Genomic DNA, 15,473 nt, shown 5'->3' on the forward strand with positions numbered 1-15,473 from the left:
AGGGGTTTTTTATGCTAGAAAAACAACAATATGCACCGATGTTCAGAGCCTTGAACCAAAACAACCAATTAGTCAGTTTAACCGATTACGCCGGAGAAAAGAACCTCGTCTTATATTTTTATCCTAAAGACGACACCCCCGGCTGCACCATAGAGGCCAACCAATTTACCCAATTGGCAGACGAATTTGCCCAACTGGATACCGTCATTATCGGGATCAGCAAAGACTCATGCGAAAGCCATAGCGAATTTATCAAAAAATACGCCCTGAAAGTCGAATTGCTGGCGGACACGCGCGGCGAAATGTGTGAGAACTACGGGGTTTGGCGTGAGCGTGAAAAAGAAGGCGTTAAAAGCATGGCGATTTTCCGCTCGACGTTCATTGTTGATAAACACGGTGTCTTAGCCGAAGTGATCTACGGTGTCACCCCCGAAGGCCACGCCCAAGAAATCTTAGAAAAAATCAAAAATTTGGGCAAAAGCGCAGCAGTAGAAACAGCAGCAGAAGAAACAGCAGCAGAAGAAGTAACAGAAGCAGCGGCGGACGAAACAACCGCCGAGGCGCAATAACCACTATCCACCACTATTAAGGTTTACGCATGGACGTATCAGGTATCAACCACATCAATATTGTCGTTTCGGCCGGGCAGTTTCCGGACGTAGTGACGTTTTATGAGCAGATCATCGGCTTAAAGCAAGGTTTACGGGCGGTTTCCAAACGCAATGGCGCGTGGCTGTATTGCCACGACACCGCCATTATCCACCTGTCGGTGGTTGAACACCCCCCTTACCGGGGCAGTAACGGCCACTTTAACCATGTCGCCCTAAGCTGTAGCGGTGTCGCCGCTTGGGTGCAGCACTTAAACAGCCATCAGATACGCTATGATGTGGATTACCGTCCTGCGCCCGCAATGACCCAGTTGTTCCTGTACGACCCTGTCGGCATCCGCATTGAACTCAACTTTGCGGGGGAGCAACTGGACTTATCCGCCCCAGGAGCATAGCAGCCATGACCTCTGCACAAACAGCACCCGAACAACATCTTGACCTGAGCGGCAAAGCCGCCTTTATCAGCGGCGCGGCGGTCGGCATAGGCCGCGCCACCGCCTTGGCCCTAGGCAAAGCCGGGGCGATTATCGGCCTGCATTATTATAGCAGTGCCGCCGCCGCCCTCAGTTTGCAAGAAGAATTGGCCACCCAACACATCAAAAGCATTTTATTGCCCGCCGACCTGACCCAAGAAGCCGAAGCCAACGCCGCCATTGACAAGCTGGTCGCCGAGGCCGGACGCTTAGACATTGTCGTCAATAACAGTGGCGGTCTGGTAAAACGCGCCAAGATTGAGGACTGCCTGTTAGAAAACTGGCAAAAATCGCTGGACATCAACCTGACCAGCGCTTTTTTGGTCACTAAACGCGCCATCCCGCATTTACGCGCTACGGGTAACGGCAGTATAGTGAATATCCTCTCCTTGTCGGTACAAACCGGCGGGGCTAACGGCGGCGGGGCGTATGCCGCCGCGAAAGGCGGGTTGATGGTGTTTACCCACACCTTAGCCAAAGAACTGGCCCCGCAGATCCGTACCAATTCGGTCATGCCCGGCACAGTGGAGACCCAACACCATGAAATCCACTCGACCCCGGAAATGATGGAAAACTACCGCAAACAAACGCCCTTAGGCCGCAACACCTACGCCGAAGAAGTCGCCAGTTCGGTGCTGTTTTTGAGCAGCAACATGGCCTCGCATATCAACGGCGCGTTAATTGACATCAGCGGCGGGCGGTTTTTACGGTAAGCGTAAACCGTCCGCGATGGGCCGTCACTTATTGGGCAACACAGAGCGGAGTGCAATGGTCTTTAGCCATTGCACGATGGCTTAACCGAGTGTACCAACATGCAGTCCGCCAAACGCCGGACTCCCTATCAAGCACCCTGCGGACGGCCCCTTAAACCCGGATTGGCGTAACTTGCCCTGCGGTCAGATAATACTGATAATCCGCCAACACCAGCGCGTGGTCAAAGGCCAGTTCAGTGGTCAAATTATCAAACGTAAAAATAGCGCAATTTTTCGCATCGTCCGCCGCTTTCGGCATTCCCCGCGCTTCGCCGACATACACCGCCGTCACCGTATGGTTACGGATGTCGCGCTTGGGGTCGGAATACAAACCCAGCAACAGTTTCAGCGTCACCTCCAGCCCCACTTCTTCCTGCGCCTCACGCAGCGCCGCCTGCTCGACCGTTTCGCCGACATCAACAAAACCGCCCGGCAATGCCCAGCCGTACGGCGGGTTAGCGCGTTCAATCAATACAAAGGGGCGATGGGGCAAATCAATCAGCTCGATAATAATATCGGCGGCTAACAGTGGCGTAACGGGCTTATACATAGACATTCCTGAACAAAGATAGCAGACCAAACCGACGATTTTACCCCTTACTGGCAATAAAGGTAAAACCACCGGCTGCTATACAATGCCCAGCAAGCAAACGGCGGGCAATAAAAAAGGCGTTCTATCCGAGAAAATAGAACGCCAGGATGGCACCAAACACAGGCGAACGTGACGGTATCTTGACTTACCTTAGTACCTGCACTTATGATGCCATATCCATAATAACCATGCTATTCAATGAGTTAACATGCTTTAGCATAACACCCCTACAGACCATTATTTGCTTTTGCACTATAATAAGGCAAAAATAGTCCAAAGCAATGCGTCAACCCACTTTATATGCTAGCCTGACTTAATAAACCGCCACTTCGCCGCCGCTATTTCTCGCACTGGCAACCACTATCGTCACTTTGTCAAAATGCGTGAACCGCTCCCGCGCCTGTTGCGCCAGAGCCTCTGCCAAAGCCACGCCTTGCAGAGCACAAAAGCCCGTAGGCCCCCACGATGTTTGTCCGATGGCCACCGCCCCCTGCCCTGCCAGCCAAGCCATCACCTGCGCCACTTCGGGGCTAGTAAACACACCGCCTTGCGCCGAGGCGAAATGCTCGCCCACCGAGCGTTGCAGTTCGGTTATCACCTCGCCGAATTTGCCTAAATCTTGCTCTGCCACGGCAGGTAAGCCCTGCATCAACAGCAAATAGCACAAACGCGCCGCCTCCAGTGCCGAAAACGGCGGCAACTGACTAAAGGCCTGAACCTCCTGCGAACCATGCAAGCCTTGGCCACGCTCATCAAACACCAGCACAAACCGCCAATCCTCAGGAATATCCATCTGTACCAAAACGGGTGGGGTAATGGTTTTTTCACCACGGCCACCATCCACAACCAAGCCGCCCCGCTCAAAAATACCGATGCCAATGCCCGAACGCAAGCCCCGCTCGGTGACGGCAGCAATCTGCCGCACCGACAAACCCAAGCCATAAATGCCGTTAAGGGCCATACCTATCGCCAAAGCCATTTGCGTACCCGAACCCAAACCGACATGCTCAGGTATCGCGCTATCAATACGGATACGCAGTTGGTCGGATACCCCCAAGGCTTGGCAAAGCATAGTCAGGCACAGTTCCGCCCGCTTCGAAGACGGCCCGGTGACCAAACGGGTGGCAGCGGGGCTAGCAGAAAGGCGGGTACTGATTTCATTCAAGGCCACACCGATACTGCCAAAGTGGCGGCCTAACGAACCGCTTAAATCAAAGAATCCCATGTGCAAGCGGGCGGGGGCAATGACGGAGACTGAAGAATAATGAGCTTTCAAATTGAAGATACAAAAAGTAGTGCGTAATAATGAAATTATACCCGATTGCGTTACCGATGGGCGAACTCAGCGCGGATAGTTGCCAAGACCGCCGATAAATCAGGCCGCATCATAGCGCATAACGCCAGTGCCTGCGTCTCAACCGGAGAGCCGGACGGCACCAACACCGGAAACGCCCCCGCGCTGTGCGCGGCCATAATGCCAATCAACGAATCTTCCAACACCCAACAGGCATGGATAGGCGTTTGCAATAAGGCCGCCGCGCGTAAAAACACATCCGGCGACGGTTTGCCCGCCGCCACGTCATCACGACCCACCAGCACCTTAAACGCGCCAGCCAACCCCGCTAAGGCCAAACACTCCTGAGCATTCGCCGCCCGGCTATTCGTCGCCAAGGCAAACGGAATTTGCCGCGCCTCAAGATACGCCAACAACTCGGCCACCCCAGGCTTTACCGGAATACCGTCTGTCGTCACCCGTTCCCGCCAACACGCACCTGCACGGCGGTTAAATGCCTGTATATCAAAATCCGCCCCGCAAGCATCCTGTAATTTAGCGTCTATAGCCTGATGATGCAGGCCGGATAAGGACCTACAAAAACTGTCCGATAAATAGTGACCCATCCTTGCCGCCGCCTGTTGCCACGCTTGGCAATAAGTGCTTTCGGTATCAAGGACAAGGCCATCCATATCAAAGAGAACGGCAGAAAAAGGCATAAGCTTATCGTTCACGGTTTTGGTTTTTAGTTAGTGACGGCTTAAAATAATAGGCAAGGCCTGTACCCGAAGGAACACCGCCCCGGTAACTACCCACATAAAGCAACTTAAGCCCAATACCATCATGTTAACCCAATCCCACGCCAATACCCTAGCCCAAGCTTGGCTTAATGCCTGGAACCGCCACGACTTGCCCGACATTCTCAGCCATTACGCCGAAGACATTAGCTTTACCAGCCCGTTTATCGTCGCCCTACAAAACAGCTCAGACGGCACCGTCCACGGCAAAACCGCCTTGGCTGGCTATTTTGCCCAAGGCTTAGCAAAATATCCCGAACTGGCTTTCCAATTATTGCACGTCGTTACCGGAGTCAACAGCCTTACCTTAATCTATACCAGCGTCAATAACTTACTGGCCGCCGAAGTCATGGAATTAAATAGGGAAGGATTAATACAACGGGTGCAGGCACACTACTGCCAGCCTTAACGCGCTAATCATCAAGCGACATAAAGCCATGCAGGCCACGTTTGGACTTCACCGCCAACCAGGCTTTCAGCATCAGCAATTCTTCGGTTTCCTGTAAGCCGTCCAAACTCTGTTTATTCCGCAATAAACGGAACGCAGCGGCTAAGACGTTATAACGCTCGCCCGTAATGCCCGCCCGTCTTAAGCCAATGGTATTGAGCTTATAATGTCTGGCAGGACGGCCTCCAATCAGCGTAAAGGGAATCACATCCATATTTAAGCCCGTTGTCCCCTGCACTATCGCAAAAGCCCCGATGCGGCAAAATTGGTGCGCGACCACCGCCCCGCCCATAAAAACATTATTGCCGACCTGGACATGCCCGCCTATCGCCACGTTATTGGCAAAAATGGTTTTATCGCCGACATCACAATCATGGGCGACATGGCTATTGCTCATAAAATAACAGCCCGAACCGATACGGGTTTCCCCATCCGCCTTACTGGCGCGGTGAGCGGTAAAGCCTTCGCGGAACACATTATTATCCCCGCAAATTAACCATGACAACGTTTCTGCCTTAAAGCCAGTGTCCTGTGGCAAACCACCCAATACCGCGTGCGGATGCAATATATTGCCCGCGCCCATTTTGACATAAGGCTGCACCACGGCCTGCGCGCCGATGTTACAGTTATCACCAATTTCCACCGCACTTTCGATGACGGCAAACGGGCCGACAGTGACGTTATCGCCGAGTTTGGCATCAGGGGCAATATAAGCGGAGGGATGGATAAGGCTTGTCATGGTTAATGTCCGTTTCGTTTGTTAAAAAATAAAAGTAAAAGCCGAGCCACCCGGCACATCCGTCAAACAAAAGCCGTGCCGACAAACGCATTATAAAACTGCTTAGCTGTCCGCCCGCTTTTTGACGCACGTTGATGGGCAAAATCCAAGGCGGCTTTATGCAGGCTGGCGCGGGCAGCGTCCGCCACCTCAGGAAAAAGGCTATCGACAATAGCCAAATACGCTGGGGGCGTTTGCGGATAAAACCCTAACGACAGGCCAAAACGGTCAGACAGCGAGGTTTTTTCTTCTACCGTGTCCGAATAATGCACTTCCCTATCGACTAAATGGGAATCGAGGTTATCTTTCATCAACTCCGGCAGCAAATGCCGACGGTTGGAGGTGGCATAAACCAAGACATTGTCCGGCGGCAGCTCAACCGAGCCTTCAAGCACGCTTTTTAACGATTTGTAATGGCTATCGCCAGATTCAAAAGACAGATCATCACAGTAAATGATAAAGCGTTGGGGGAGTTCGCGGATGTCATCGACAATTTCCGGCAAATACACCAAATCTTGCTTATCCACTTCAATCAGGCGCAAGCCAGCGGTTTTATAAGCATTCAGCAAGGCTTTGATTAACGACGATTTTCCCGTACCCCGCGAACCCCACAACAAAGCGTTGTTGGCGGGCTTGCCCGCCAGAAAGCGTTCCGTATTGTCCACCAGCAACTGTTTTTTACCGTCAATCCCCAATAAATCATCCAATTGGATAGGATCAATGTGGCGCACCGGGCGCAGGTATTCTTTGCGTTGCCGCCAAATGGCGGCGTAAGTGACATTCCAATCAATCATGGCTCATACCCCTAGACGATAAAATCAAAGCTGTTGCAATTGCGCCAAGCCCAACCCCGTATAACTGGCGATTTTTTCCAAGCTCTCGCCCGCTTGCTTCATATTCTTTGCCAAATTCAACATCGCCTCTTGCCGCCCCTGTTCAAGCCCTTGCTCGATACCCTCGGCGATACCGTCAAAACGGCCATCCTGATACAAAGACCATGACATGCTCGCCTCATAGTGCATGTAATCGACATAACGCTCATACTGGGCGCGTTCGGCATCCGACAGCTTAAGGACAGCCATCACCTCTTGGGCTTTTTTCAGACCCTTAGCGGCAAAATCTTCCTTAATTTCGCCGTTTTTCAAAAAATACATCCATTCGTCCAAACTGTCCCGCGCCACACCGTCAAACTGGTTGACCTTAAGCAAATAATATTCGGGAAAAATCGCATAAGCCTGCTGCTTATTAAACATCCGCTGCTGGCGGCTGTTCAATTGCAAATGGTCATGCTGGTGGATGCCGATAAAATCGGTCTTGCCGTGGTACACATAATCTTGCCCCTGCCCTAAATCAAAATACAGGATGCTCACCGAAACCACCTTCACCACCTCTTGATACGCATCACCCTCTTTCAGATGCTCGGTAATCGTTTTGGAACTGGCATAAAGGATACGGTGCAAATAATCCAACTCACGGTCATGCTGCACCTCGACCAAAATAATCTCCCCGTTACGGTTTTTCACCTTCAGATCGACCTGGTTCAGCTTATCATCATGCGTCGCCTTATTGCCCTCGCTTTCCAATATCTCCAAAATCTCAATATCGTCCTTCAACAATTCCGACAAAAAGCCTTCCAACACCTCAAAATTGGCCTTACTGCGCAATAAGCGCTTCATCGCCCAATCAAAACTGATCAATTTACGTTGTGCCATCGCTATCTCCGCCGATTAGACATATTCATGGATATTAAGACGCACAGATGCAACATCACCCCCTAGGATGATACTGGGCATGTAATTCCTTCAACCGCTGGTTAGCGACATGGGTGTAAATCTGTGTCGTGGACAAATCCGAATGCCCCAGCAGCAGTTGCACGACGCGCAAATCCGCGCCGTGGTTGAGCAGATGGGTGGCGAAGGCATGGCGTAGGGTATGCGGCGACAGTTCTTTGCTGATGCCCGCTTTCAGGGCATGACGTTTGATAAGATGCCAAAAGGCTTGCCGCGTCATATTACTGGCGCGGCTGGTGACAAACAGATAATCGCTTTGGCGCTCGCCCAAGATGGCTTTGCGGGCTTGCCCCATATAGCCTTCCAGCCAGCTCATCGCCTCTTCGCCGACCGGAATCAGGCGTTGCTTATTACCCTTCCCCGTCACCCGCACCACACCCTGCCGGAAACTGACTTGCTCAAACTTCAAATCGACCAGCTCAGTCACCCGCAAACCCGTGGCATAGAGCATTTCCAGCATGGTCTTATCGCGGTAGCCCAGCGGACTGCTGACTTCGGGGGCGGCCAGCAGCAACTCCACATCGTTTTCCGATAAGGACATCGGCAAAGGGTGGCCGATGTGCGGCGAAGCAATCAGCGCGGTCGGGTCGGCGCTGATACGGTTTTCGCGGATATAATAGCCGTAAAAACGCCGCAAGCTGGACAAAATCCGCGCCGAAGAGCGGCTGCCGATACCGTCTTTATAACGGCTGCCGAGAAAGCCCGCCACCTGCCCGTTATCCACTTCCAGCAAAGGCTTGCCCGCCAACCATTTGGCAAAAATGCGCAAGTCGCTACGGTAGGCGGACAGGGTATTCTCGCTTAAGCCCTGCTCTGCCCACGCGGCATCCAAAAACTGGTCGATCAGCTCATCGCCGCTCATAACGCCGCCAAACGCTTAAGCCCTGCCGATACCATAATAGGTAAAGCCCATTTCTTTGAGCAATTCTGGCTTATACAAGTTTCTGCCGTCAAAAATCACCCCGTCTTTCAAGCTCGCCTTAATCAAATCAAAATCAGGGCTCCAAAAGTTTTTCCATTCGGTCACGACCAGCAAGGCGTTGGCATCGGTCAGGGCTTCTTCGGCGGACTCCACCAGCGTCAGACCGGGCTTATCGCCATAAATCCGCTTCGCCTCCAGCATCGCTTCAGGGTCATAAGCGCGGACAGACGCACCAGCGGCAATCAATGCCTCCAAAATAACGCGGCTGGGCGCTTCGCGCATATCGTCGGTTTTGGGTTTGAACGCCAAGCCCCACATCGCAAAGGTTTTGCCTTGCAAATCACCGTGGTAATGCGCCGATACTTTCGAGAACAGCACTTGTTTCTGGCGATTATTGACGTTTTCCACCGCTTGCAACAGCTCTGCCTCATAACCCATTTGCTGGGCAGTGTGTTCTAACGCCTTCACGTCTTTCGGGAAGCACGAGCCGCCATAGCCGCAACCCGGATAAATAAACGAATAACCGATGCGGGAATCGGAACCAATACCGTTACGCACTTTTTCAATATCTGCGCCCAAACGTTCCGCCAGATTCGCCAATTCGTTCATAAAGCTGATTTTAGTCGCCAACATGGCATTGGCGGCATATTTGGTCAACTCCGCCGAACGTACATCCATCGTGATAATCCGCTCATGGTTGCGGTTAAACGGCGCATACAACGCTTTCAACAGCTTTTCCGCCTTCGGGTTATCGGTACCGATAATAATCCGGTCAGGCTTCATAAAATCATCAATCGCCGCACCCTCTTTTAAGAATTCGGGGTTAGACACCACATCATAAGGCACATCGACCACCCGTGCCGCCTGGACTTGCTCAATCACTGCCTTCACCCGGTCGGCCGTACCGACAGGGACGGTGGACTTATCGACAATCACCCGATACTCCATCATGTTTTCGGCGATGGATTTGGCGACCGCCAAAACATATTGCAGATCGGCGCCACCGTCTTCATCGGGGGGCGTACCCACGGCGATAAACTGGAAGACCCCGTGCGCTACCGCCTCCAAAATATGGGTGGTAAATTTCAAGCGTCCGGCCCTTTGGTTATCCTTGACCATGTCTTCCAACCCCGGTTCAAAAATAGGCACGATACCTTGGCGCAAATTCGCTATTTTGGCTTCATCGACATCAATGCAGAGCACATCATTACCGACTTCCGCCAAGCAAACGCCCGTAACCAGACCTACATAACCAGAACCAAATACTGTCACTTTCATGTTGTTTTCCTAAGGGTAGCAATCGTCTAACTGTCAAGAGTGAAAAAAGGGCTGTGTGTTGTTTTTTTTACTTATCGTTTTTCCTGTCTTCTAGCAAGGTGACGACCCGCTTGGCATTTTCCTGCCAATATAGGCCCTTTTCCGCCAAGGTTTGCGCGGCGGCCTTGCCTAGCCGCTGACGTAAGTCCCCGTCTAAGCACAAAGCACACAACTGTTCGGTAAAAGCCTGCTCTTGTGCGGGGTCGAACAACAGCGCGTCTTGGCCGTGCGTCAATATCTCACGGATATTGGCACGGTCAGGGGCAATAATCGCCTTGCCCAAGACCATATATTCAAACAGCTTCAAGGGCGAAGCATATTCGACCACATCCGGTTGCAGGGCAATATCAAACGCCGCGACATAATTGGCCACCTCATCACGGTCAATAATACCGGTAATGGTGATATGCTCGCTGATGCCCAAATCCGCCGCCTGTTGCTCAATGGCGGCGCGGGCCGGGCCGTCGCCGACCAGCAATAAATGCCAAGCGCGGCCTTTATTATCGGCGATGGCCTGCACCACTTTATCTAGCCGATGCCAGTCGCGGACAAAACCGGTAAAACCCAACACCAGCTTGTTGTGCAGATTGTACTTGTCCAGCACTGTAGCGCTATCGATAGCGTGGCTGAAACGGGCTTGATTAATGCCGTTAGGGATAACCCTAATGCTAGCCGCTGACGCGCCGGCGGCAATGACGTGGTCAGCCAAGACCTGCGTCACGGGCAACACATAGTCGGCTTGCCGCCAGACATAAGACTCCGTCCATTTTGCCAGCCAATCCAATTGGATGCCGTCATGCTTTTTACGCTCGGCATACAGCGGCGCGTTGACTTCCAGCAACAACGGCACCTTAAAGAGTTTTTTCGCCCAAATGCCGGACGGCAAAAACAGATTGTAACGCTCGTAAATCACATCCGGCTTATGCTTAAGCATCAACGGCACGATTTTGGCGAAATCAAACAGCGCGTAGGCAAATTCAATAAACTCGTGCAAAAACCCCGGCAACAGGGTACGGATCATTTTTACCGACCCGGAACTGCTGCCAAAGCCTTTATGTTCTATAGCGTCCGGCTCGGCCATAATAACCTCATGGCCCAAAGCCCTTAAGGCGGTGATCAGTTCTTCAATATGGACATATTGCCCATCTTTGGAGGCAATCCGATGGTGATAGAGAATTTTCATCTTGTGCTAAAAAAATAAGGGCGAAACTTAATGGTGCGGGCTAGGCAATAGGCTGTCGAGCAGCGCGTAAACCCCCGCCACTGTATCATCCCAAGAAAATTTTTCCGCATAGGCGCGGGTATCGGGGCGGTGCGGATACTGGGCAAACAAAGCCTGCACACCTTCGGCAAGTGCCTTAGCCGTGCGTTGCCCGACCAACACACCAGCGGCAGGGGTGCGCACCACTTCCGGCGTACCCCAAATCGCGGTCGCCACTACCGGTGTGCCGCAAGCCATCGCCTCCAGCAAGACATTCGCCCACCCTTCGCGGCTAGAGGCCAACACCAGCGCGTCGGCGGCATTATAAACATCCCTCAGTTGCTGATGCGTCAACGCGCCTAAAAAACGCACCCGTTCACTTAAGCCCAAACGCGCCACCAACGCTTGCAGATTAGCCGACTCTTCGCCGTCACCCGCAATCAGCAACTCATAGCCAGGCAACTGTTGCAGGGCTTCAATCACCAAATGGTGGCCTTTGCGCTCGATCAAATGCCCGACCGACAATAAGGTCGGCTTATGCAAATTCATGGCCTGACGCAATGCGGTGCGGTCTTGCGGACAAAAAACCTGCAAATCCACGCCATTGCGCAAGGCATGGATTTTTTCGCCGGACACACCCAGCGCGATCATTTCCGAGCGCAAAGCTTCGCAAACCGTAATGATCTGCCCGGCTTGCCGTGCCGCCCATAAAATCATCTTTTTCGGCACAGCCTGTTGCGGGATCAAGTTAATATCCGTACCCCGCGCGGTAATGACCAACGGCTTGCCTAAGGCTTTTGCCAACAAAGCCGCCGCCACACCATCAGGATAAAAATAATGCGCATCCAGCACATCAAAATCATACCCGTCGGCAATCAGCCGCTTGAGTAACGGCAAGCTCGCCGCCGCCAACAGAGCGGGCGAGACCATCATGCCAAACTTAGGGATCACCGCATAGCGCGGATGATAAATGTCGATACCGTGCCGCTGTTCTTGGCGGCTAATCCGCGCATAATCGCCATACGCGCCAAATAGCTTGGCACTTGACGGAAACCACGGCACCGGGGCGACCACCTTAGCCTCTACATGCTTTTGTGCCAGCAAATGCCTAAGGCGCTGTTCGACAAATATGCCGTGGCGTAACTGCACATCATTGGGGTATAAAGTGGTGTAAGTCAGTATTCTCATAATAGCAGGCCGTTTTCCGATAATGGCTATGTTATTGCATTAATGCTTTCCCGTCGAATAATGTGTGCTACTTCTCAAATTTTTGGGCAAATCGTTATAAACTATACCGATTAAAAACTACCCAATAGCTTAACCGCGACCATGAAAGCATCCTTAACCGTTAGCGCAGTGCAACAGCCCTGCAACGCAGACCGCCAGACCAATCTGGACTATTCCATCGCCCAAATCCACGCCGCCGCCGCCAACAAAGCCGATCTGGTCATCCTGCCGGAACTGCATCTGGGGCCGTATTTTTGCCAAAACGAAGATTATAACCATTTTGACCTCGCCCAAGCCATTCCTGGCCCCACCACAGCCATCTTAGCGGATGCCGCCAAACAAGCGGGCGTGGTCATTGTCTCAACTATTTTTGAAAAACGCGCCCCCGGCCTCTACCACAACACCGCCGTCGTGTTCGACAAAGACGGCAGCATCGCCGGCAAATACCGGAAAATGCACATCCCCGACGACCCGGGCTTTTACGAAAAATATTTCTTCACCCCCGGCGATTTAGGCTTTACCCCCATCCAAACCTCCATCGGCAAATTGGGCGTGTTAATCTGCTGGGACCAATGGTATCCCGAAGCGGCGCGGCTCATGGCCTTAGCGGGTGCGGAACTGCTGATCTACCCCACCGCCATCGGCTGGGATATGGAAGACACCGAAGCCGAACAGCAACGGCAATTAGAAGCGTGGGTCACCGTCCAACGCGGCCACGCCGTCGCCAACGGCCTGCCCGTCATCGCCTGCAACCGCATCGGTTTTGAAAAAGCCCCCGATTCCGACAAGGGCATCCAATTCTGGGGCAACAGCTTCATCGCCGGCCCGCAAGGGGAAATCCTCAGCCGCGCCACCGCCACCGACGACACGCTCCTGACCTGGACACTGGACAGCGCCAGGACAGAGCGCGTCAGACAAATCTGGCCGTTCCTGCGCGACCGCCGTATTGATGCTTACGCGGATATAACCAAACGGTTTATTGATTAAACCTCCTGATTAGCAATAGGCTCTCCGGCATCGCCCCGACAACCAGCCGTTGCCTGCGTCGTAACTGGGGGTTCCAAGGCTAGCCGTTGCTGTAGTGGCGGATAATAGCTTTCATTTAGGGATTCCCGTCGCGTGTACGCCAAAGCAAAGCCATTTGTAGCATGGCGGGGACTGTGTCACGCCTTGCCGCGACTCCGCCATCGGATAAGCCTCATCAGAAATTCTTGCCCCCTATAACCGCCTCGGCCTGTGATTTCGAGAAAATCGTCAAAGTCAATTTTGGCCGGCACCGGATGCAGGGGCAAGCCCGCTTCCGCCAGAGCGTCTTTCGCCAACCTGCGCAATTTGTGCCATTCCTCGGAGTCTACAAACGATTCGTAAGTTTGGGCAAGCCCCATAGACCCGGCAAGGGCAAACAACTCGACGGCAAGGGGGCAAGGATAAAACTCGTCAATCCATCCGACCTCAAAATGCCCAAAGACACAAGCAAATAGAGAGGCTCCATTATGATTATGCTCATACTGCCTCGCCGCCAAACAGATGGTGCTGTCTTCCAAAACCGCCTGGGTCGGCAAAGGGCCGATTATTTTCACTTGGCTTTCTATGTCAAGCGCCAGGAAGCTTAAACACATCCAAATGATGTCAGCCGAACAATCAAGCTCAATAGTATATTCCGTCATTGGTGCCACATATCCCAAGAAGGAGTACAGGAAGCGAAACGGAAGTGGAGCGGTGTACGACGCCCCCCGCGTAGCCGTAGGGGCCGGGCGTGTTGACGGAGTTGGAGCGCAAGCGGAAGCGTAGTCAACATGCAAGGCCATCCCGAAACGGCGTCAAGTCATTTGCGCAGGCCAGTGGTGCACAGCGTACCGAAGGGGAGTTGTGTATCGCGGCCGGAGCAGGACGAAGGCGGGCAGCCGAAGGCAATAATCGCCAGGAAAATTTTTCGCCGCTAAAATCGGATGGATCCCATTTTAGCTTTCGCGAAAAATCCTGGCGCGCCTGTCAAGGTTTTATAGGTTCACTATATAATCGTGGAAATAGATGCTCACTCTATTGCGCCCTATGGAATGCGCTTTACTGCGTTATGAGGCGTTCTAGTGGTGACACTCCAACCGAAGCCTTGATTTTGGTTGCTCATGTCATCCATACCTCGCTCAGGCAAATAGGGCAAATCCCTTGCCTGATAAAACCGACCACAAAAGCTTGGCAACGCTCACATCGCCCGCTTTGGCATAAAGTATCATTTGATACGGCTTTATAGTCACTTGGAGGCAAGGCGACAACTTGAACTCCCGTTGAATCATCGCCAGCATCCACAAATATCACCTCAGAAATAACCAATGCCTCTTCAACGACTTCCCTGCCATCAGTTTCATCAACATACTCTATGCGGCGTGGACGAACGGCTTCATAAAACAGCCTGACAAACTCAACTTCGTTCATATTTTGTAAATAGCTTAGCACTTCACTTCGGTTTATCACCTTACCCCCTTAGAGCCGCTATCGAATGGCTTTTGCTTTTGCTTGCGCTTCGCAGTTGCCCCGCGCTTTATTATCCAGACCACCCCACGGATTTATAACATGACATCATCAGCATTTTGCTTGATTTTGAGGTGGGCCTTAAAAAAATAAAGCAGGCCAAGACAAGCAATAACATTAAGGCTTCAAAACCCGGCTGTCTTGTTGCTCGTCGGGCCATATTTGCACCCTATAATAATCATTAGTCTCGCCGTCCAGTTGTAGCGTATCTTGACCGCCATAATAGATTCTGAGGCGATAATGGCCGGGGCCGGTCTCAAGTGCGCAAAAACAGTCGGTATCAGGCCCGCCCGGACAACCCACAAACACAATGTCCTCAGATTGGATTGCCAGAGAACATTCGATAACACGGTCCCATTTGGCAAAATCATGGGGTTCGGGGGCGTTATGGTCAAACTCAACCGTAATGGGAATTTGTGAGTATTCGCTGCTTACAGACACAAGGACAATCCCTTCCCCGCAACCAAAACCGTTTTTTAACATTTCATCGTGATTGCCTTGTAAATCATCCACAGATTGCCGATCTTGGATATAAAATTGAAAATAATTTGGGGTATGAAAAATCATGAACCTTAACATGCTTATTCTCATTTAAAATGAACGTTTCCAGAACGGTCTGTATAAAAGCTTTTAGCTCCAGGTATTCCTAAAGCAATAAATCTGGATTCTGGGCTAAAGCCATCCTTCTGTATGCAGGCTACTTTATCAATACCCTCGCCACACGCGAAAAGTGATTGTTTGTTTTGATAAATCCGCGATAGGAAAA

At 52.1% G+C, this 15,473-nt stretch carries 18 protein-coding genes; 5 read left to right on the forward strand and 13 right to left on the reverse strand.

Going from position 1 to position 15,473, the window contains the following annotated elements:
* The first annotated feature begins 11 nt into the window (after positions 1 to 11).
* The 3 genes from CEK71_RS02805 to CEK71_RS02815 are packed head-to-tail and all read left to right on the forward strand — an operon-like array spanning position 12 to position 1,794.
* Positions 12 to 569 carry a peroxiredoxin gene (locus CEK71_RS02805; RefSeq protein ID WP_088617961.1) on the forward strand — a complete coding sequence of 186 codons (558 nt, stop codon included), beginning with the start codon at positions 12 to 14 and terminating at the stop codon, positions 567 to 569.
* Between the two features lie 29 nt (positions 570 to 598).
* Positions 599 to 1,003 (forward strand): VOC family protein, encoded by a 405-nt coding sequence (locus CEK71_RS02810; RefSeq protein ID WP_088617962.1) that lies wholly within the window; start codon positions 599 to 601, stop codon positions 1,001 to 1,003.
* A gap of 5 nt (positions 1,004 to 1,008) precedes the next feature.
* Positions 1,009 to 1,794: an SDR family NAD(P)-dependent oxidoreductase gene (locus CEK71_RS02815; RefSeq protein ID WP_088617963.1), complete on the forward strand. Its 786-nt coding sequence runs from the start codon at positions 1,009 to 1,011 to the stop codon at positions 1,792 to 1,794.
* Between the two features lie 151 nt (positions 1,795 to 1,945).
* Here CEK71_RS02815 and CEK71_RS02820 read toward each other — a convergent pair whose 3' ends face one another.
* The 3 genes from CEK71_RS02820 to CEK71_RS02830 form a co-directional block, all read right to left on the reverse strand.
* Complete coding sequence (locus tag CEK71_RS02820; RefSeq protein ID WP_088617964.1) at positions 1,946 to 2,383, reverse strand: NUDIX domain-containing protein; 438 nt, start codon at positions 2,381 to 2,383, stop codon at positions 1,946 to 1,948.
* Between the two features lie 355 nt (positions 2,384 to 2,738).
* The gene (locus CEK71_RS02825) at positions 2,739 to 3,701 is read right to left on the reverse strand and encodes a beta-ribofuranosylaminobenzene 5'-phosphate synthase family protein (RefSeq protein WP_088617965.1); all 963 of its coding nucleotides are present in this window, start codon (positions 3,699 to 3,701) and stop codon (positions 2,739 to 2,741) included.
* A 50-nt stretch (positions 3,702 to 3,751) separates the two neighbouring features.
* A complete protein-coding gene (locus tag CEK71_RS02830; protein WP_088617966.1) occupies positions 3,752 to 4,417 on the reverse strand; it encodes an HAD family hydrolase in 666 nt (221 codons plus the stop codon).
* A 124-nt stretch (positions 4,418 to 4,541) separates the two neighbouring features.
* Here CEK71_RS02830 and CEK71_RS02835 point away from each other — a divergent pair, with 124 nt between their 5' ends.
* Positions 4,542 to 4,904, forward strand: coding sequence for a nuclear transport factor 2 family protein (locus CEK71_RS02835; RefSeq protein ID WP_088617967.1), 363 nt, complete (start codon positions 4,542 to 4,544; stop codon positions 4,902 to 4,904).
* Positions 4,905 to 4,908: 4 nt separating this feature from the next.
* Here the strand turns inward: CEK71_RS02835 and lpxA are convergent, their stop codons facing one another.
* From lpxA to CEK71_RS02870, 7 genes are all read right to left on the reverse strand, one after another.
* Complete coding sequence (gene lpxA / locus CEK71_RS02840) at positions 4,909 to 5,682, reverse strand: acyl-ACP--UDP-N-acetylglucosamine O-acyltransferase (protein WP_088617968.1); 774 nt, start codon at positions 5,680 to 5,682, stop codon at positions 4,909 to 4,911.
* Positions 5,683 to 5,744: 62 nt separating this feature from the next.
* On the reverse strand, positions 5,745 to 6,515 hold the full coding sequence (locus CEK71_RS02845; RefSeq protein WP_088617969.1) for an ATP-binding protein: 771 nt from the start codon (positions 6,513 to 6,515) through the stop codon (positions 5,745 to 5,747).
* Between the two features lie 24 nt (positions 6,516 to 6,539).
* Positions 6,540 to 7,433, reverse strand: coding sequence for an Rpn family recombination-promoting nuclease/putative transposase (locus tag CEK71_RS02850; protein ID WP_088617970.1), 894 nt, complete (start codon positions 7,431 to 7,433; stop codon positions 6,540 to 6,542).
* 55 nt (positions 7,434 to 7,488) lie between these two features.
* The gene (gene xerD, locus CEK71_RS02855; protein ID WP_088617971.1) at positions 7,489 to 8,373 is read right to left on the reverse strand and encodes a site-specific tyrosine recombinase XerD; all 885 of its coding nucleotides are present in this window, start codon (positions 8,371 to 8,373) and stop codon (positions 7,489 to 7,491) included.
* 15 nt (positions 8,374 to 8,388) lie between these two features.
* Positions 8,389 to 9,711: a UDP-glucose dehydrogenase family protein gene (locus CEK71_RS02860; protein ID WP_088617972.1), complete on the reverse strand. Its 1,323-nt coding sequence runs from the start codon at positions 9,709 to 9,711 to the stop codon at positions 8,389 to 8,391.
* Between the two features lie 67 nt (positions 9,712 to 9,778).
* Entirely contained in the window at positions 9,779 to 10,933 is a 1,155-nt protein-coding gene (locus CEK71_RS02865) for a glycosyltransferase family 4 protein (RefSeq protein WP_088617973.1), read from the reverse strand.
* Between the two features lie 27 nt (positions 10,934 to 10,960).
* Positions 10,961 to 12,139 carry a glycosyltransferase family 4 protein gene (locus CEK71_RS02870; RefSeq protein WP_088617974.1) on the reverse strand — a complete coding sequence of 393 codons (1,179 nt, stop codon included), beginning with the start codon at positions 12,137 to 12,139 and terminating at the stop codon, positions 10,961 to 10,963.
* Between the two features lie 141 nt (positions 12,140 to 12,280).
* Here CEK71_RS02870 and CEK71_RS02875 point away from each other — a divergent pair, with 141 nt between their 5' ends.
* A complete protein-coding gene (locus CEK71_RS02875) occupies positions 12,281 to 13,165 on the forward strand; it encodes a carbon-nitrogen hydrolase (protein ID WP_088617975.1) in 885 nt (294 codons plus the stop codon).
* Positions 13,166 to 13,341: 176 nt separating this feature from the next.
* Here the strand turns inward: CEK71_RS02875 and CEK71_RS02880 are convergent, their stop codons facing one another.
* The 3 genes from CEK71_RS02880 to CEK71_RS02885 all read right to left on the reverse strand — a co-directional run bounded on the left by CEK71_RS02880 (position 13,342) and on the right by CEK71_RS02885 (position 15,286).
* The gene (locus CEK71_RS02880; RefSeq protein ID WP_088617976.1) at positions 13,342 to 13,845 is read right to left on the reverse strand and encodes a hypothetical protein; all 504 of its coding nucleotides are present in this window, start codon (positions 13,843 to 13,845) and stop codon (positions 13,342 to 13,344) included.
* Positions 13,846 to 14,302: 457 nt separating this feature from the next.
* On the reverse strand, positions 14,303 to 14,611 hold the full coding sequence (locus tag CEK71_RS22385; protein WP_157678941.1) for a hypothetical protein: 309 nt from the start codon (positions 14,609 to 14,611) through the stop codon (positions 14,303 to 14,305).
* Positions 14,612 to 14,824: 213 nt separating this feature from the next.
* Positions 14,825 to 15,286, reverse strand: coding sequence for a hypothetical protein (locus tag CEK71_RS02885; protein ID WP_157678943.1), 462 nt, complete (start codon positions 15,284 to 15,286; stop codon positions 14,825 to 14,827).
* Between the last annotated feature and the right edge of the window lie 187 nt (positions 15,287 to 15,473).

The organism is Methylovulum psychrotolerans (genome assembly GCF_002209385.1).
In the GTDB taxonomy this organism is placed as follows: domain Bacteria; phylum Pseudomonadota; class Gammaproteobacteria; order Methylococcales; family Methylomonadaceae; genus Methylovulum; species Methylovulum psychrotolerans.